At 73.6% G+C, this 18,909-nt stretch carries 12 protein-coding genes; 9 read left to right on the top strand and 3 right to left on the bottom strand.

Features of this window, described 5'->3' with window-relative positions; genetic code table 11:
- Positions 1–17 precede the first annotated feature (17 nt).
- The 8 genes from C6W10_RS26325 (at position 18) to C6W10_RS26290 (ending at position 10,282) form a co-directional block, all read left to right on the top strand.
- The gene (locus tag C6W10_RS26325) at positions 18–467 is read left to right on the top strand and encodes an SAV_6107 family HEPN domain-containing protein (RefSeq protein WP_107261417.1); all 450 of its coding nucleotides are present in this window, start codon (positions 18–20) and stop codon (positions 465–467) included.
- A 76-nt stretch (positions 468–543) separates the two neighbouring features.
- The gene (locus C6W10_RS26320) at positions 544–1,278 is read left to right on the top strand and encodes a hypothetical protein (RefSeq protein ID WP_107261415.1); all 735 of its coding nucleotides are present in this window, start codon (positions 544–546) and stop codon (positions 1,276–1,278) included.
- A gap of 23 nt (positions 1,279–1,301) precedes the next feature.
- Positions 1,302–2,879, top strand: a complete 1,578-nt coding sequence (locus C6W10_RS26315; RefSeq protein WP_107261413.1) for a DNA polymerase Y family protein — start codon at positions 1,302–1,304, stop codon at positions 2,877–2,879.
- A gap of 159 nt (positions 2,880–3,038) precedes the next feature.
- Complete coding sequence (locus C6W10_RS26310; RefSeq protein WP_107261412.1) at positions 3,039–6,398, top strand: error-prone DNA polymerase; 3,360 nt, start codon at positions 3,039–3,041, stop codon at positions 6,396–6,398.
- A 21-nt stretch (positions 6,399–6,419) separates the two neighbouring features.
- Positions 6,420–7,169 carry a methyltransferase domain-containing protein gene (locus C6W10_RS26305; protein WP_107261410.1) on the top strand — a complete coding sequence of 250 codons (750 nt, stop codon included), beginning with the start codon at positions 6,420–6,422 and terminating at the stop codon, positions 7,167–7,169.
- Entirely contained in the window at positions 7,166–8,458 is a 1,293-nt protein-coding gene (locus C6W10_RS26300) for an alkaline phosphatase family protein (RefSeq protein WP_107261408.1), read from the top strand. Before C6W10_RS26305 ends, C6W10_RS26300 begins: the two co-directional genes overlap by 4 nt.
- 62 nt (positions 8,459–8,520) lie before the next feature.
- Positions 8,521–9,780: a DNA polymerase IV gene (locus C6W10_RS26295; protein WP_107261406.1), complete on the top strand. Its 1,260-nt coding sequence runs from the start codon at positions 8,521–8,523 to the stop codon at positions 9,778–9,780.
- A 115-nt stretch (positions 9,781–9,895) separates the two neighbouring features.
- Positions 9,896–10,282 (top strand): DUF3040 domain-containing protein, encoded by a 387-nt coding sequence (locus C6W10_RS26290; RefSeq protein ID WP_107261404.1) that lies wholly within the window; start codon positions 9,896–9,898, stop codon positions 10,280–10,282.
- 318 nt (positions 10,283–10,600) lie between these two features.
- On the opposite strand, the gene C6W10_RS26285 is transcribed toward C6W10_RS26290, so the two are convergent.
- The 3 genes from C6W10_RS26285 to C6W10_RS26275 form a co-directional block, all read right to left on the bottom strand.
- Positions 10,601–13,081, bottom strand: coding sequence for a DUF3488 and transglutaminase-like domain-containing protein (locus C6W10_RS26285; RefSeq protein ID WP_107261402.1), 2,481 nt, complete (start codon positions 13,079–13,081; stop codon positions 10,601–10,603).
- 85 nt (positions 13,082–13,166) lie between these two features.
- Entirely contained in the window at positions 13,167–14,465 is a 1,299-nt protein-coding gene (locus tag C6W10_RS26280) for a DUF58 domain-containing protein (RefSeq protein WP_107264302.1), read from the bottom strand.
- 2 nt (positions 14,466–14,467) lie between these two features.
- A complete protein-coding gene (locus C6W10_RS26275) occupies positions 14,468–15,529 on the bottom strand; it encodes a MoxR family ATPase (RefSeq protein WP_107261400.1) in 1,062 nt (353 codons plus the stop codon).
- A 408-nt stretch (positions 15,530–15,937) separates the two neighbouring features.
- Here C6W10_RS26275 and leuS point away from each other — a divergent pair, with 408 nt between their 5' ends.
- Positions 15,938–18,778, top strand: coding sequence for a leucine--tRNA ligase (gene leuS, locus C6W10_RS26270; protein ID WP_107261398.1), 2,841 nt, complete (start codon positions 15,938–15,940; stop codon positions 18,776–18,778).
- Positions 18,779–18,909: the final 131 nt, after the last annotated feature.

Below are 18,909 nucleotides of genomic sequence, written 5' to 3'. Positions count from 1 at the left end.
GCGGAGGAGACAGTCCCATGCCGACCAGCCAGGCTCAGGCGCCGACGGTGCCGTCGCACGTGCTGCCGCACCGCACCCCGGCCCAACTACTGACGATCGCCCGGATGGGGCTGGCGGAGGCCGCCGAGACCCGCCCCGACGGCCTGCGGTACGCCGCCGCGCACCTGGCCGCGCTGCGGGCCGCCGCGGCGATGCTCGCCGCCCGGGCCCGCCCCGCACCCACCCGCCGAAACCGGGTCACCAGTGTCTGGGCCCTGCTGGTGGTCGTCGCCCCGGAGTTGGGGGAGTGGGCCAACTACTTCGCCACCGGTGCCACCAAGCGGGCCGCCGCCGAGGCGGGCATCCCCCGGGTGGTGACCGCCCGGGAGGCGGACGACCTGCTCCGCGCGGCCGAGCAGTTCGTCGCGGTGATCGAGGTGGCGCTCGGAGTGGCGCACCAGCCCGTCCTCGACGGGATCGCCGCCTGACCGCTGCCGCACGAGCGGCGGAGCACAGAGGCGGAGCACGAGGCGGAGGCGGGACACACGGGGGAGCAGGGTCGAGATGGCGGGGCGGATGGTCGTCGGTTCCGCTGCCCTGGCAGACCTGGTACGCCCGGCGAACGGCTCCGACCAGGCCGGCGCCCACCGCCTGCTTCCGGTGCTTCCAGAGCTGGCCGGGCTGCTGCCCAGCCGGGGACTGCGTCGGGGCAGCACCGTCGCGGTCGGTCTCGGCCAGCCGGCCCGGGGTGGCAGCACCTCGCTGATGCTGGCGCTGCTCGCCGAGGCGTCCCGGGCCGGATCGTGGTGTGCCGTGGTCGGAGTGCCGACCCTCGGCGCGGCCGCCGCCGCCGACCTCGGCATCGAGCTGGACCGGCTCGCCCTGGTCCCCCATCCCGGCCCGGAGTGGGCGACGGTGGTCGCCGCACTGATCGACGGGGTCGACGTCGTGGTCGCGGCGGTGCCCGACACGGTCTCCGCCACGGTGGTCAGCCGGCTGGCCGCCCGGGCCCGGCAACGCGGCAGCGTGCTCGTTCCGTATGGCCGCTGGGCCGGTGCCGACGTGACGCTCCAGGTGATCCGGGGCGCCTGGGAGGGGCTGGGACAGGGCCGGGGCAGGCTGCGCCGCCGGGAGGTGACGATCTCCGCCCGGGGCCGTGGCGCGGCGGCCCGCCCCAAGGAGATCCGGGTCTGGCTGCCCGGCGACGGGGCGACCCGGGCACGTGCGTCGGCACCGTCGGGGACGACAACACGGGGTAGGGGCAACCTGAGTCGAACACACGTTCTAAGATCCGCATAACTGCTGGTCGAGGGAGGTGTGCGGTGGCGCCGGTGCGGACGATGCTGCTCTGGTGCCCCGACTGGCCGGTGATCGCCGCGGAGATCGTCGACGGGGTGTCGGCCGCCGCCCCCGTCGCGGTGCTGTACGCCAACCGGGTCGTCGCCGCCTCCGCCGTCGCCCGCGCCGAGGGCGTACGCCGAGGGCTGCGCAAGCGGGAGGCGCAGAGCCGCTGCCCCGGACTGACCGTCCTGGACCACGACCCCGGCCGGGACGTACGCGCCTTCGAGCCGGTGGTCGCCGCCGTCGAGGAGGTGGTGGCCGGGGTCGAGGTGATCCGCCCGGGAGCATGTGCGGTCGCCGCGCGCGGCCCGAGCCGGTACTTCGGCGGCGAAGAGCAGGCCGCCGAACGGATCGTCGAACACGTCGCGCAGAGCTGCGAGGTGGAGAGCCAGGTCGGGATCGCCGACGGGGTCTTCGCCGCCGGGCTGGCGGCCCGGTCCGGTCGGGTCGTCCCGCCCGGCGACACCGCGACGTTCCTCGCCGGGCTGCCCGTCGAGGCGCTGGGCCGGCCGGGGCTGACCGACCTGCTGCGCCGGCTCGGGCTGCGTACCCTGGGTGACTTCGCGGCGCTGCCCGCCGCGGACGTGCTGGCCCGGTTCGGCTTCGACGGGACGCTGGCCCACCGGCTGGCCGCCGGCCAGGACCACCGCCCGCTCGCGGTCCGCCGCCCGCCGCCCGACCTGGCGGTGACCGAGACCTACGACGATCCGCTCGACCGGGTCGACGCGGCGGCGTTCGCCGCGCGGACGCTCGCCGAGCGGCTGCACGACACCCTCGCCGGGCACGGGCTGGCCTGCACCCGGCTCGGCATCGAGGCGGTCACCGCGCACGGCCAGGAACTGCGCCGGGTCTGGCGGCACGACGGGCTGCTGACCGCGGCGGCGATCGTCGACCGGGTGCGCTGGCAGCTCGACGGCTGGCTGACCGGGACCAGCCGGCGTCCCGGCTCCGGCCGGGCCGGGCCGGCCCGGCCGACCGCGGGGATCATCCGGCTGCGCCTGGTCCCCGAGGGGGTACTCGCGCACGTCGGCCTGCAACCGGGGCTGTGGGGCGAGACCGGGGCGGAACGGGAGCGGGCACACCGGGCACTGAGCCGGGTGCAGGGCATCCTCGGCCCCGAGTCGGTGCTGACCGCGGTGCTCGGCGGCGGGCGTTCCCCGGCCGACCAGACCCGGCTGGTGCCCTGGGGCGACGAACGGGCGCCGGGCCGGCCGGCGGCTCCGCCGTGGCCCGGCCGGCTGCCGTCCCCCGCACCGGCGGTCGTGCTGCCCGAGCCGTTGCCGGCGGCGGTCTACGACGCGGCCGGAGAACTCGTCCGGGTGACCGCCCGACTGGCAGTCAGCGCCCCGCCGGCCCGGCTGGAGCTGACCACCACCGTGGCCTCCGTCGGCTCGGTGGAGATCGTGAACTGGGCCGGTCCGTGGCCGGTCGACGAACGCTGGTGGGCTCCGGTGGAGGCCCGGCGCCGGGCCCGGTTCCAGGTGGGCCTGGCCGACGGTACGGCGCTGCTGCTCTCCCTGGCCGGCGGCCGGTGGTGGGTGGAGGCCATCTATGACTAGACGCGCGGGGGCGGGCGGGGCGGCGGCGTGGACGATCGGGTGTCGGGCCGACCGAGGCAGGTATGAATCGAGGAAGGTGCCAGGAAGTCACCTTGGTGACTCCGTGGCACCTTCCCCGAGCCACACCTGCCCGCTCGACGGGCTCGGGGAAGGCCGACGGTGAGCTTCCACAACCCCGACATGCCCTGGTCCGAACTGGAACGTGTGCTCTCCGGCCGGCCCGGCGGCCCGGACGAGCCACGGCTGCGCGTGGTGGACCCGCTCGCGGTCGACGCCGACGGCGGCGACTCCCCGGCCTGGACCCGCAAGCGCCCCGGCTACACCCCGGCCGAGCTGCCCGCGCCGGTCGAGGGCGCGGTGCCGTACGCGGAACTGCACGCGCACACCAACTTCAGCTTCCTCGACGGGGCCAGCCACCCCGAGGAGCTGGCCGAGGAGGCGACCCGGCTGGGGCTGACCGCGCTGGCGGTGACCGACCACGATGGGTTCTACGGGGTGGTGCGGTTCGCCGAGGCGGCCAGGGCGCTGCGGCTGCCCACCATCTTCGGCGCCGAGCTGTCGCTCGGGTTGCCCGGACCGCAGAACGGTGAACCGGACCCGCTCGGCCGGCACCTGCTGGTGCTCGCGCACGGCCCCGAGGGGTACGCCCGGCTGGCCAGCACCATCGCCCGGGCACACCTGCGCGGCGGCGAGAAGGGCCGCCCGGTCTACGGCGAGCTGGAAGAGGTCGCCGCGGAGCTGAAGGACCACGTACTGGTGCTGACCGGCTGCCGGAAGGGGACGGTACCGGCGGCGCTGCTCACCGAGGGGGTCGAGGCGGCGGCCCGGGAGCTGGACCGGTTGACCGCGCTGTTCGGGGCCGAGACGGTGGCGGTGGAGCTGACCGACCACGGCGACCCGTACGACGGCGACCGCAACGACGCGCTCGCCGAGCTGGCCGCCACCGCCGGGCTGCCCACCGTGGCCACCAACAACGTGCACTACGCCACCCCGTCCCGCCGCCGGCTGGCCACCGCGCTGGCGGCGGTACGCGCCCGGCGCAGCCTCGACGAGATCGACGGCTGGCTGCCGGCGGCCGGTACCGCCCACCTGCGCAGCGGGGCGGAGATGGCGGCCCGGTTCGCGGCCTATCCCGGCGCGGTGGCCCGGGCCGCCGAGTTCGGCGCCGAGCTGGCCTTCGACCTCAACCTGGTGGCGCCGAGCCTGCCGGACTACCCGGTGCCGCCCGGGCACACCGAGATGAGTTGGCTGCGTGAGCTGACCATGGACGGCGCGCTGCGCCGGTACGGCCCCCGCGACGCGCACCCGGAGGCGTACCGGCAGCTCGACCACGAGCTGGGGATGATCGAGGCGCTCGGCTTTCCCGGCTACTTCCTGGTGGTCTACGACATCGTGAAGTTCTGCCGGGACAACGACATCTACTGCCAGGGCCGGGGTTCGGCGGCCAACTCGGCGGTCTGCTACGCACTCTGGATCACCAATGTCGACGCCGTCCGGCACCAGCTCCTCTTCGAGCGCTTCCTCGCCCCGGAACGGGACGGCCCACCGGACATCGACGTCGACATCGAGTCCGACCGCCGGGAGGAGGTGATCCAGCACGTGTACGCCAAGTACGGCCGGGAACACACCGCCCAGGTCGCCAACGTCATCTCGTACCGGCCCCGGTCGGCGGTACGGGACATCGCCAAGGCGTTCGGCTTCTCGCCCGGCCAGCAGGACGCCTGGAGCAAGCAGATCGACCGGTGGGGCAGCGTGGCGGCGGTCGACGTGGACGACATCCCCGAACACGTGATCACCTACGCCAACGAGCTACAGACCTTCCCCCGGCACCTGGGCATCCACTCCGGCGGGATGGTGATCTGCGACCGGCCGGTCATCGAGGTGTGCCCGGTCGAGTGGGGGCGGATGCCGGGCCGCACCGTGTTGCAGTGGGACAAGGACGACTGCGCCAGCGCCGGACTGGTCAAGTTCGACCTGCTCGGCCTCGGCATGCTCTCCGCGCTGCACTACGCGTACGACATGATCGAGTCGACCCTCGACCTGAGCTCGATGTCCCTGGACGACCCCGAGGTCTACGACATGCTCTGCCGGGCCGACTCGGTCGGGGTGTTCCAGGTGGAGAGCCGGGCCCAGATGGCCACCCTGCCCCGACTGAAGCCGAAGTGCTTCTACGACCTGGTGGTGGAGGTGGCGCTGATCCGGCCCGGCCCGATCCAGGGCGGCTCGGTGCACCCGTACATCCGGCGCAAGAACGGGCTGGAGGAGGTCACCTTCCCGCATCCGCTGATGCGCAACGCGCTGGAGAAGACCCTCGGGGTGCCGCTCTTCCAGGAACAGCTGATGCAGCTCGCGATCGACCTCGCCGGCTTCGACGCCGGTGGCGCCGACGAGCTGCGCCGGGCGATGGGGTCGAAACGCTCGGCCGAGCGGATGGCGCAGATCCGGGACCGGCTCTATGCCGGGATGGCCGAGCGGGGCATCACCGGTGAGGTCGCCGACGACGTCTATCTCAAGCTCTCCGCCTTCGCCAGCTTCGGCTTCCCGGAGAGCCACGCGATGAGTTTCGCCTACCTGGTCTACGCCAGCTCCTGGCTCAAGCGCTACCACCCGGCGCCGTTCCTGGCCGCGCTGCTGAACGCTCAGCCGATGGGCTTCTACTCGCCGCAGACCCTGGTCGACGACGCCCGCCGGCACGGCGTCGAGGTACGCCGCCCGGACATCAACGCCAGCGGCGCCAAGGCCACCCTGGAGTCCACCCGGCAGACCCGGTGGGGAAGCGCGCCCGGCGAACCGCCGCACCGGTGGGGGCTGGGCGGTCCGGCGGTCCGGCTCGGGCTGGCCGGAGTACGTACCCTCGGCGACGACCTGGCGGAGAAGATCGAGCGGGAGCGGGCCGCGCACGGGGCGTACCGGGACATGGCCGACCTGGCCCGCCGGGTCGGACTCTCCGCCGCGCACCTGGAGGCGCTGGCCACCGCGGACGCCTTCGCCTGCTTCGGGCTGACCCGCCGGGCCGCGCTCTGGGCGGCCGGCGCCGCCGCCCAGGACAGGCCGGACCGGCTGCCCGGCACCATCGCCGGAGCGGAGGCGCCGACCCTGCCCGGGATGGACGCGGTGGACCGGCTGGTCGCGGACGTCTGGGCCACCGGGCTCTCCCCGGAGAGCCACCCGGCCCAGTTCGTCCGGACCCAGCTCGACGCCGCCGGCGCGGTGCCGATCGTCCGGCTGGCCCAGGTCGAACCCGGCACCCGGGTCCGGGTCGGCGGCATCGTCACACACCGGCAGCGTCCGGCCACCGCCGGTGGGGTCACCTTCATCAATCTGGAGGACGAGACCGGCATGCTCAACGTCACCTGCTCGCCGGGGCTGTGGCAGCGCTACCGGAAGGTGGCCCGGACCAGCACCGCACTGCTGGTGCGGGGGAGGCTGGAGCGGCACGACGGGGTGACCAACCTGGTCGCCGACCGGCTCGACGCGATCACCCCACCGGTCACCCCCGCCTCCCGCGACTTCCGCTAGCCAGCCCATTAGGCTCGTCGGGTGGAGCGAACCCAGAGCCGCCCGTCCGGCCCGGCGACCGGCCCGCGTACCGCCGTCGTCTGGACCGTGCTGCGCCGCGAGTTGACCCGGCAGCAGGGCAGGACGCTCACCGTGCTCGACGTCGGCGGCGGGACCGGCGGCTTCGCGGTGCCGCTGGCCGAGGCCGGTCACCGGGTGACGGTCGTCGACGCCAGCCCGGACGCGCTCGCCGCGCTGACCCGGCGGGCCGCCGAGGCCGGGGTCGCCGATCGGGTACGCGCCGTGCAGGGCGACGGTGACGCCCTCGCCGGACTCGTCGAGCCGGCCAGCGTCGACCTGGTGCTCTGCCACGCCGTACTGGAGGTGGTCGACGATCCGGCCGGAGTGGTCGGGGCGATCGGCACCGCGCTGCGTCCCGGCGGCGCGGCGAGCGTACTGGTGGCGAACCGGGCGGCCGCCGTGCTGAGCCGGGTCACGAACGGGCACCTGGAGGTCGCCGCCACGCTGCTGCGCGACCCGGACGGGCACGCCGGACCCCGGGACACCCTGCGTCGGCGGTACGACGCCGAGGGTGCCGCCGCGCTGCTGGAGGCCGCCGGGCTGACGGTCGAGCAGACCCACGGGGTACGCGTCTTCGCCGACCTGATCCCGGCGGTGGCCGCCGAGGCGGATCCGCCGGCCCTGCTGGAGCTGGAGCTGGCCGCCTCGGCCCTGCCGCCGTACCGGGACATCGCCGCCCAGCTGCACCTGTTCGCCCGTCGTGCGGCATGACGAATCCACTCGACCCACTCGACCTGGTCCGGCCGCACTACTTCGGCGGCAGCCTCTCCGACGTACTGCCCAGCGCGCTGTCGGTGCTCGGCGTCGACCGGGCCGACCCGCTCGGGCTGGCCGGCGAGCTGGCCGGGGTACGCCGGATCGCGGTGCTGCTGGTCGACGGCCTCGGCTGGTACCAGTTGCCGACCGCCGCCCCGCACGCACCGACGCTGGCCGACCTGGCCGCCCGGTTCGGACGCCCGCTCACCTGCGGTTTTCCCTCCACCACCCCGACCAGCCTGGTCAGTCTCGGCACCGGCGCCGCACCCGGCGCCCACGGGGTGCTCGGCTTCCACGTCAACGTGCCCGGCACCGACCGGATACTCACGCACATCGACTGGCCCAGGTCACCGGTCGACGGCCCGAACTTCCCCGGCGGCGGTCCGGGCTCACCCGTCGGCGGCGACCGCCCCAGCGGCTCCTGGGCGCCAGCCGGCGACCCGGTGCCCACCCCCGCCACCGGGTCGGGCGACGACCCCGATCCGCGCCGTTGGCAGCCGCTGCCGACCCAGTTGCAGCGGGCCGAGGCGGCCGGAGTCGCGGTGACCGTGGTGAGCCGGCCGGCGCTGGCGAACACCGGGCTGAGCGTGGCCGCCTACCGGAACGGAACGCACCGGGGAGCGGACGACACCGACGCGCTCGCCACCGAGATGCTCGGCGCGCTCACCGCCGGGGACGGCCCGACCCTGGTCTACGGCTACCACCCGGAGGTGGATCGGCACGGGCACCTGCGCGGCATCGACTCCGCCGACTGGCGGTCGGCCGTCGCCGAGGTCGACGCGCTGGTCGCCCGGCTGGTCGACGGGCTGCCACCGGACGCGGCCCTGCTGGTCACCGCCGACCACGGCCAGCTCGACATCCCGGCCGAGGGGCGCTACGACCTCGACACCGATCCCCGGCTGCGCGCCGGACTGCGGCTGGTTGCCGGCGAGGCCCGGGTCCGCTACCTGCACACCCTGCCCGGGGCGACCGCCGACGTGGTGGCCGCCTGGTCGGAGGTGCTCGGTGAACGGGCCTGGGTGGCGACCCGGGAGGAGGCGGTCTCGGCCGGCTGGTTCGGCCCGGTACCCGAGGCGCACCTGCCGCGCATCGGCGACGTGGTGGTCGCCTGCCTGGCCCCGACCGTCGTACTCGCCTCGAAGACGCACAACCCGATCGAGACGACGCTGGTCGCGTACCACGGCTCGTGTACGGCGACCGAGATGACGATCCCGCTGCTGGCCGTACCGTCGAGCAGGGGTTGACTCCACAGCCCGGTGTCGGCAGCCGGCGCGGTCGCGTCGTACCCCCGGGTTAACCTGCCGATATGGGTCGCAGCCACGCCGTGCCACGCGGCGGTGATCCGCGCTTCGGCGCGGACGCCGACGACTCCGGCTCGCCGATCCTGCACGTCGACATGGACGCGTTCTTCGTCGCGGTCGAGGTCCGCCGCCGGCCCGACCTGCGGGGCCGGCCCGTCGTGGTCGGCGGGATCGGCCCGCGCGGCGTGGTCAGCTCGGCCAGCTACGAGGCCCGGAAATACGGCGTACGCAGCGCGATGCCGACGATGCGGGCCCGGGCGCTCTGCCCGTCGGCGATTTTCCTGCCGCCCGACTTCGCGCAGGTCTCGGCGGCCTCCCGGGCGGTGATGGAGATCTTCCGGGACGTGACCCCGCTGGTGGAGCCGCTCTCGCTGGACGAGGCGTTCCTCGACGTGGCCGGGGCGCGCAAGCTGCTCGGCCGGCCGGCCGAGATCGCCCGGCTGATCCGGGCCCGGGTCGCCGAGCAGGAGGGTCTGACCTGTTCGGTCGGGGTGGCGCCGACCAAGTTCGTGGCCAAGCTCGGCTCCAGCCGGGCCAAGCCGGACGGGCTGATCGTGGTACCGGTCGACCGGGTGCTGGAATTCCTGCACCCGCTGCCGGTGGAGGCGCTCTGGGGGGTGGGGGAGCGGGCGGCGGAGACGCTGCGCCGGCTCGGCCTGCGTACGGTCCGGGACATCGCCGAGGCGCCGGTCGGGCTGCTCCGGGGCAGCCTGGGTGACGCGGCAGCGGCCCACCTGCACGAGCTGGCCTGGGGGCGCGACCCGCGCCGGGTCAGCCCGGAGCACGCGGAGAAGTCGATCGGCGCCGAGGTCACCTTCGACACCGACCTGGCCGAGCCGGAGACGATCCGGCGGGCCCTGCTGGCGCTCGCCGAGAAGGTCGGCGTCCGGCTGCGCCGGGCCGGGCAGGTCGGTCGGACGGTTTCGATCAAGGTCCGCTTCGCCGACTTCCGGACGATCAACCGGTCCCGCACCCTCGGCGGCCCGACCGACGTGACCCGGGAGGTGTTCGACACCGCCTGGGCGTTGTTCGACGCACTCGGCCCCGGTGACCGGATCCGGCTGATCGGCATCCGGGTCGAGGGGCTCAGCGACGGCGACCAGACGCCCCGACAGCTCGCGCTCGGCGCGCCCGAGCACGGCTGGCGGGAGGCGGAGGCCGCCGCCGACGCCGCGGCCGCCCGATTCGGGCGTTCCATGGTGCGCCCCGCGAGTCTCTTGGGGCACGACGACCTGCGGCGGACGGAAAATCCGACGCGGCCATAGGTCGTCCCGCTTTCCGACCCGCGACCCCCCTCGTAGACTGGCGGGTAAGCAGCCGGTTGGCTGCCACGGTCTGTCGGTCCGAGCGGACCGGCCAACGTGACCGGGGAGGAGTGCCGTGCCGCTCTCGGAGCACGAGCAGCGGCTGTTCGAGCAGATCGAGCAGTCGCTTGCCGAGGACCCCAAGTTCGCCTCGGCTGTGCGCGCCAGCGATCCGCGTTTCCACGCGCGGCGTCGCCTGCTCGTCGCGGTCAGCGTGATCATCGCTGGCCTTGCATTGGTCGTCTACGGCACGGTGAGCAAAACTCCGCTGCTCGGAGTGGCGGGCTTCGTGGTGATGCTCGGTGCGGCCGCGTTCGCGATGATGTCGCAGCGTAAGGCGCAGTCACCGGACCTGCACGTGGTCGGCGGCACCACCAGCCGCCGCGTCCGCAGCGGGCGACGCCTGTCGTTGATCGACCGACTCGAGGAGAGGTGGCGTCAGCGGCCGGAAGGCCACCGCTGACCGTTGCCCGTCCGTGGGGTACGCCCCGCTGGCGGTAGCCGTCCGGGATCCGTCCCGGCGACCAGTGGCAATTCTCCATGCCTGCACACCTGCCGTCGGGGGTGCGCCTCCGCCGGCCGTTCGCGTTTCCGACTGCGGCCGCAGGGCGCTGCCGAGCCGCACCCGACTTCCGGTGTGCCAATCCAGCGGGTCCGGGGCGCTGTGATCCGCCTCACGATTCCGTGGTACCCGCGCCGCGACATCAGCTGGACCGAAGGGCCCACCCCGCGACTCGCGGAGTGGGCCCTTTCGATCGGTCGACGGTACCGGCGGCCCGGGTCAGCGGGACGGACGTCCGGCGAGCACCCGTCGAGGGCTCCACCGCAGCAGGCGGTCCCGGACCCGGCCGGTCAGCCCGACGAAGCCGGCCGACATATCCATGATCGCCAATCGCCAGCGGAACAGTACCGACGGCGGCAGGGTGGCCGCGACCAGCCGGGTACGCCGGTCGGCCCCGGCGCTCAGCGCCCGGCGTACCGAGCGGAGCGCCTCAGCCAGCGGACCGTGCCGCAGCGGCTCCCGCGCGTACCTGGCGCGTTCCTCCGCGTGCCCGAGCAGCCGGATCGCCTCGTCGGCACTGCCGGCGGTCAGCCCCTCCCGGACCAGCCGGTCGGCGGTGGCCCGGGGCGTCTCCGCCGGATCCACCCGGACCCGGAAGTCCACCAGGGTGTCGACCAGCTCGTCCCAGGCGGCGTGCGCGTCGGCCCGGGCCCGGGCCAGCTCGGAGTCGCTGAGCACCACCCGGGCCACCCCGGGCGCCGCGTTCTCGTCCGCCGTCACCGAGGCCAGGGCGGTGGCCGCGGCGGCGGCCCGGGTCTGGCGGCGCCGCCGCAGCAGCACCCGCCGCAGCGCCGGCACGGTCAGCAGCAGGGCCAGCAGCACCACCCCGGCCAGTACCCAGAGCGGCCAGTTCGGTCCGCTCTCCGGGGCGATCCCGGCGGTGCCGTCGAACGCCTCGTCGAGCGGGCGGTCCGACCCGTCAGCCGCCTCCGGGCCGGCCGACGGGTCGGCGGTCGGGCCGGTCTGCGTCGTCGGGGAGGTGGAGGTCTGCTCGGGCGCGTCCGGGTCCGGTGCCCACTGCGAACGCCACGAGCCGGTGACGCTGGCCGCCGGCGTCGCGTCGAACGGGACCCAGCCGATCCCGGTGAAGTAGACCTCGGTCCAGGCGTGCAGGTTGTTGTTGGTCAGGGTGTAGGTGTTGCCCGACCGGTTGGCGCTGGTGAAGCCGAAGGCCACCCGGGCCGGGATGCCGGCCTCGCGGACCAGCCAGGTCATCGCGGCGGCGTACTGCTGGCAGAAGCCGACCTTGTTGGTGAGGAAGTTGACGATGTCCTGCCCGCTGGTGCCGCCCTCGGTGTTCAGGGCGTAGCTGAAGCCGTTCTTCCGGGAGAAGTGGTCGTAGATCGCCCGCACCCGCTCGTAGTCGTTCCGCTTGCCGCTGGTCAGCCGGGCGACGAGTTCCTCCACCTCACGTACCGGCTCCACGGTGGTGTAGAGCTTGCGGAACGCGTGCTCCGGGGCCAGCGTCGGTGCCGCGGCGAGCGCCGCCGGGGTGTACTCCGAGCGGACGAAGTCGAAGGAGTACTTCCGGTTCCGCGACGACGCGCGTTCCGAGTAGAGGACCTGCATGGTGGCGTCGTAGCGCCAGTTCGCGTCGACCTGGCGGGTGCTCACCGGAGCGGTGTAGACCGGCAGGAACGGCATGGCGAAGTCGAGGATCTCGATGTCGGCGTTGTACTGCTCGCGGCTGATGCCCGGGGTCTCCCGGGTCACCTCGCGCGGATCCGGCAGCCCCTGGGTCACCGGCGTCCCCTCCGGGGAGCGCGGCCCGAACCCGGTCCGGGAGAAGTCGTCGGCGACCGCGAAACGCAGGTAGAACGGATCCGGGTCGCTGGTGCTCACCCGTACCATGTCGCGCTGCTCGGCCCGGTTGAGTTCACCGCTGAGCTGGGCGAAGAGGTTCACCCGGCCCGGCGAGCCGCCCGGCCCGGCCCGGCCGCTCCCGTCGCCGCTGCCACCACCGCTGTTGAACTGGCTGAGCAGGCCCGAGGTCATCCCCGGTACGGCCAGCGGCAGCAGTACGGCCACCGCGACGCCGATCACCGCCAGTCGGCGACCGGCGGCGGCCAGCGGCGACGGCTCCCAGACGTCCACGTCCCGCCCGTCGCCGGTGAACCGGCGTCCGAAGTGGCGGACCCGGTCCACGTTGTCGGCGGCGAGCAGCCAGAGGAAGCCGACCGCCCCGATCACGAACGGCACCGCCGAGACGCTGTCGACGTGTACGGCCACCGGCACCGAATAGATCGCCAGCATCGGCAGCCCGGCCAGGGCGGGCCGGCGCATCCCGACGGTGAGCAGGTCCACCACGATCGCCACCCCGCCGACACCGAGCGCCGTCAGGAAGAGCAGCGAGTCGAGGTCCTGCACGGGTACGCCGTACGCGCGCATGTCCGCGCCGGAGCTGGCGAGCAGCGAGCCGAAGTGGGTGATGGTGCCCGGGGTGGGGAGCAGGGAGAGCATCTCCTGCCCGCTCGGGAAGATCCAGGTCAGCCCGAAGAGCAGCGCGGCGACCATGCCGAGCCCCTGGGCCCAGACCGGTGCCCGCCACCAGCGGGTCAGGGTGGCTGTGCCGGCGATCAGCCCCACGACGACCGCGCACTGCACCAGCCAGGTCCACCGGTCGTAGATGGTGGACATCGGCGCGGCCGCGAGCAGGGTGGCCGCGGCCGCCACGAATCCCAGGTGTCGGCGTCCCCTCATCACATTTTCCCGTCCGTGCCGGTGCTGCCGTTCGGTTTCATTCCGCCGCCCTCATCCGCCTAGCCGGTCCCGTCCCGCGCGACCGTCACCGCACTCCACCGGCGACCGTCTCGGCCAGTACGGCCCGCCAGGCGAAGCCCTGCGAGCCCCGGGCCGCCTGCGGCCAGAGCGCCGGCAACTTGCTGCCGTGTTCGACCCCCACCACCCGCCAGCCGCTCTGCATCAGCCCGAGTGCCGCCGCGCCGTGCGCGTGGTTCGCCTCCTCGCGGGCCTGCGGGTTCAGGTTGAGCCAGGTCGAACTGTCCACCAGGAACGCGATGCAGGTCGCGCCGTTGCCGCGCAGCCCGGCCAGCAGGTCCGCCTCGGCGGTGGTCAACGTGCCGAGCAGTGCGATGACCAGCCCGCCGTCGGAGCGTTGCCGGACCCGCTCCACAAGCGTAGCCACGTCGCCGCGCTGGCTGGGCCGGACGTCGGCGAGGTAGTCCAGCAACAGTCCCTCGCCACCGGCGTCGTTCGCGCTGGCGTCGATGCCGGAGTCGCTGACCAGCCGCAGCTTGTAGCCGGCCTGCCGCAGGTGCACGGCGATGCTGGCCACCGCCGAGACCGCCCACTCGAAGCTGGCGGTCGGCCCCTCGCCCCGGTGCGCGAACGCCCGGGTGTCCAGCACCACCGTCGCCCGGCTCTCCCAGGGCTGCTCCTCCCGGCGCACCATCAGCTCGCCGGTGCGGGCGGTGGACTTCCAGTGCACCCGGCGCAGGTCGTCGCCGCGCCGGTACTCCCGGGTCGCCGCGTCGTCCTCGCCGTGCACCGCCACCGAGCGGGCCCGGCTCTCGCCGGTCCCCGCGTACTCGCCGGCCAGCCGGACCGAGGGCAGCGGGGTGACCTGCGGGATGACGGTGAGCGGGTCGACGCTGGGGAAGGCCCGGGTCAGCTCGCAGAGCCCGAACGGGTCGGTCAGCCGGATCACCAGCGGGCCGACCTCGTAGCGGCCGCGCACGTCGGCCCGGACCGTGTACGCCACCGAACTGGCCTGGTGCGCGCCGAGGCGCTCCAGCACCACCCGGGGGCGGCTGCCGAGCGCGTACGGCAGCCGGTCCTCCAGCAGCAGCGTCCCGGTCGGCAGCCGGGACATGTTCTGCAACCGGAGCACCACCCGGGAGCTGGCACCGACCGGCACCCGGTGCGGCTCCAGCGAGCGGCTGCACGCGAGCTTGTAGCGGCTGCGCCCGACGTAGAGGGCGGCGAGCAGCGGCAGTACGCCGAGCAGGATGGCGACCCGGAGCAGGTCCTTCTCGCCGAGGATCAGCGCGGAGATCGCCGCTGCCACGGCGGCGGCGAGGAAGGACCGCCCCCGGGTGGTGAGACCGCGCAGTGCCTCGCGCACCGTCATCGCCTCCGCGGCTCGTACTGCGAGCGCCCGGTGCTGCCGTCCCCTGAGGGTGGCCGGGTGTCGTAGGGGGAGCGCTGCCGCTCGTGCGGCAACGCCAGCCGGTGCACCAGGTCGGAGATGATCGCGTCGGTGGTGCGCCGGGCGAGCTGCGCGTCCGCGGTGGAGATCACCCGGTGCGCCAGCACCGGCACCGCCAGCGCCTGGAGGTCGTCGGGGAGGACGTAGTCGCGCCCCTCCAGCGCGGCGACCGCCCGCGCGGTGCGCAGCAGTTGCAGGGTGGCCCGGGGGGAGGCGCCGAGGCGCAGGTCGGGAGCCTCGCGGGTGGCGGTGACCAGGTCGACGGCGTACTGCTTGACGGCGTCGGCGACGTGCACGTCGCGGACGGTGGCGATCAGCTTCCGTACGGTGGCGGCGTCGGAGACCGGCCGCAGTTCGTGGATCGGGTCCCGGCCGCCGTGCACGTCCAGCATGGCCAGCTCGGCACCCGGGTCCGGGTAGCCCATGGCGATCCGGGCGGTGAACCGGTCGCGCTGCGCCTCCGGCAGCGGATAGGTCCCCTCCATCTCGATCGGGTTCTGGGTGGCGATCACCATGAACGGGGTCTGTAGTTCGTAGGTGACGCCGTCGACCGTGACCTGCCGCTCCTCCATGCTCTCCAGCAGCGCGGACTGGGTCTTCGGCGAGGCCCGGTTGATCTCGTCGCCGACCACCAGGTTGGCGAAGACCGCGCCCGGCTTGAACTCGAAGTCGTGCGTCTCCTGGTTGTAGACGCTGACCCCGGTGACGTCGCTGGGCAGCAGGTCGGGGGTGAACTGGATGCGCCGGACCGAGCAGTCGATCGACCGGGCGAGCGCCTTGGCCAGCTTGGTCTTGCCGACCCCCGGTACGTCCTCGATCAGGAGATGGCCCTCGGCCAGCAGGACGGCGAGTGCGAGCCGGACCGTCGCGGTCTTGCCCTCGATGACCTCTTCGATATTGGCCACGATCGCGTCGCTGGCGGCACGGAACTGGTCGCTCGGCAGCGCGCCGCCCAGTTCGTCCCAGGTCTGTTGAGTCACGGGCCTCCTCCTCGTCGATCACGGCCGCCGCCTAATAAGAGTCGTTGGGCCGGCCGTATGGTTCGCGGGAGAATACGTCCGTCCGGAGTAACCGGATCACCCGCATCACTCAGGCTAACCGCATTCGGCGGGAGAGCCGAGCACACCCGAGAGCCCGGGGTCGGATCCTGGCGCCGGTATCGGGTGCGACAGCCCTGCCGGGGGCGCGGTACGATGACCGCATGTCCAGGGTCCACCTGCTCCTTAGCGAGCCGTGCTGACGCGACAGACAGCGACAGCGCGGCCACCCCTCCTGCGTGAGGGGCTTTTTTATGCCCGGAGAACGGACCCGGCCCACAGACCTGAATTCGGTGCTCAGCCAGCTCGGTCGACCAGGGCGGAGCGACGAGGATGTAGCGAGGAGACGACATGACCGAGGCAGCCGAGCCGGCGGCGGACATCCCGCCGTTCCGGTACACCGCCGCGCTGGCCGGCGAGATCGAGATCCGCTGGCAGGACCGGTGGGCCGAGCGGGGTACCTTCCGGGCGCCCAATCCGGTCGGGCCGCTGGCCGACCCCGACCACCCCCGGGTGGACGCGGAGAAACTGTTCGTGCTGGACATGTTCCCGTACCCGTCCGGTGCCGGGCTGCACGTCGGGCACCCGCTGGGCTACATCGGCACCGACTGCTACGCCCGCTACCAGCGGATGGCCGGGCGGAACGTGCTGCACACGATGGGCTTCGACGCGTTCGGGCTGCCCGCCGAGCAGTACGCGGTGCAGACCGGCACCCACCCCCGGACCACCACCGAGGCGAACATCGGCTACTACCGCTCGCAGCTGCGCCGGCTGGGGCTGGGGCACGACGACCGGCGTTCGGTGGCGACCATCGACACCGACTACTACCGCTGGACGCAGTGGATCTTCCTACAGGTCTACAACTCCTGGTACGACACCGCCGCCGCCCGGGCCCGGCCGATCGCCGAGTTGGTCGCCGAGTTCGAGTCCGGCACCCGGGCCACCCCGGACGGCCGCCCCTGGGCGGAGCTGTCCGCGACGCAGCGGCGCCGGATCGTCGACGACCACCGGCTGGCGTACGTCTCCGAGGCGCCGGTCAACTGGTGCCCGGGCCTGGGCACCGTGCTGGCCAACGAGGAGGTGACCCCGGACGGCCGCTCCGACCGGGGCAACTTCCCGGTCTTCAAGCGCAGCCTGAAGCAGTGGATGATGCGGATCACCGCGTACGCCGACCGGCTGATCGAGGACCTGGACGCGCTGGACTGGCCCGAGCCGATCAAGCTGCAACAGCGGAACTGGATCGGCCGGTCGACCGGCGCGCACATCGAGTTCCCGACCGCCGCCGCGCCGATCCGGGTCTTCACCACCCGGCCGGACACCGTCTTCGGCGCCACCTACATGGTGCTGGCCCCGGAGCACCCGCTGGTCGAGTCGCTGGCCGCCGACGCCTGGCCCGAGGGGACCCGGGACGCCTGGACCGGCGGGCAGGCGACCCCCCGGGCCGCGGTGGACGCCTATCGGAAGGCGGCCGGCGCCAAGACCGACATCGAGCGGCAGGCCGAGAACCGGGAGAAGACCGGCGTCTTCATCGGGGCGTACGCCAGCAACCCGGCCAACGGCGCGCAGATCCCGATCTTCATCGCCGACTACGTACTGGCCGGCTACGGCACCGGCGCGATCATGGCGGTGCCGGCGCAGGACGAGCGGGACTGGGAGTTCGCCGAGGTCTTCGAGCTGCCGATCGTGCGTACCGTGCAGCCGCCGGAGAACTTCGACGGCAAGGCGTACACCGGGGAGGGGCCGGCGATCAACAGCGCCGCGCCGGACCGCGGCCTGGACCTGAACGGGCTGTTCGTCGCCGACGCCAAGGCCAGGATCATCGAGTGGCTGGAGGCGAACGGGCACGGCTCCGGCGCGGTGACCTACCGGCTGCGGGACTGGCTGTTCAGCCGGCAGCGCTACTGGGGCGAGCCGTTCCCGATCGTCTACGACGAGCAGGGCAACCCGCACGCGCTGCCCGAGTCGATGCTGCCGGTCGAACTGCCCGAGGTGGACGACTTCGCGCCGCGCACCTTCGACCCGGACGACGCCGACTCCGACCCGGAGACCCCACTGTCCCGGCGCAAGGACTGGGTCGAGGTCGAGCTGGACCTGGGCGACGGGCCGAAGCGCTACACCCGGGAGACCAACGTGATGCCGCAGTGGGCCGGCTCCTGCTGGTACGAGCTGCGCTACCTGGACCCGACCAACGCCGACCGCTTCGTCGACCCGGCCAACGAGGCGTACTGGATGGGCCCGCAGTCGCCCGGCGACCCGGGCGGGGTCGACCTGTACGTCGGCGGCCAGGAGCACGCCGTGCTGCACCTGCTGTACGCCCGCTTCTGGCACAAGGTGCTGTTCGACCTGGGCCACGTCTCGTCCTTCGAGCCGTACCGGCGGCTGTACAACCAGGGCATGATCCAGGCGTACGCCTTCCAGGACGACCGGGGCAGCTATGTCGAGGCCGCCGAGGTGAAGGAGGACGACGGCCGGTACTACTTCGGCGACAGGCAGGTCACCCGGGTCTACGGCAAGATGGGCAAGTCGCTGCGGAACGTGGTGACCCCGGACGAGATGTGCGAGGCGTATGGCGCCGACACGTTCCGGGTCTACGAGATGTCGATGGGCCCGCTGGACGTCTCCCGGCCCTGGGAGACCCGGGCGGTGATCGGGGCGTACCGGTTCCTGCAACGGGTCTGGCGGACCATCGTCGACGAGCAGACCGGGCAGCTGCGGGTCACCGATGCCCCGGCGGACGAGCAGACCCGCCGGCTGCTGCACCGGATCATCGACGGGGTCCGGGGCGACCTGGACGGCATCCGGATGAACACCGCGATCGCCAAGCTGATCGAGCTGACCAACGGCCTGACCAGGCTGGACGCCACGCCCCGCGAGGTCGCGGAGCCGCTGCTGCTGATGCTGTCGCCGTTCGCACCGCACATCGCGGAGGAGCTGTGGCAGCGGCTGGGGCACGCCGAGTCGCTGGCGTACGAGCCGTTCCCGGTGGCCGACCGGAGCCTGCTGGTCGCCGAGTCGGTGACGTACCCGGTGCAGGTCAACGGCAAGGTCCGGGGCCGGGTCGAGGTGCCGGCGGAGGCGACCGAGGAGGAGATCCGGTCCGCCGCGCTGGCGGCGGTCGCCGACCAGTTGGCCGGTCGGGAGCCGCGCAAGGTGATCGTGGTGACCGGCCGGATGGTCAGCGTCGTCGCCTGACCTCCCGTCGTCGCCTGACCCCCCGTCGGGGAGCCCGCCTCCGCCACCGGGCGGCGGGTTCCCGGCGTCACCGGGCGGCGGGCTCGCGGGGTCACCGGGCAGCGGGTCCGGCCTCGACCTGGACGCCAGAG

Origin of the sequence: Plantactinospora sp. BB1 (assembly GCF_003030385.1) — a bacterium.
Classification (GTDB): Bacteria; Actinomycetota; Actinomycetes; order Mycobacteriales; family Micromonosporaceae; genus Plantactinospora.
The sequence above is the reverse complement of the archived record's forward strand: the minus strand, read 5'-3'. Positions and strand labels throughout refer to the sequence as shown.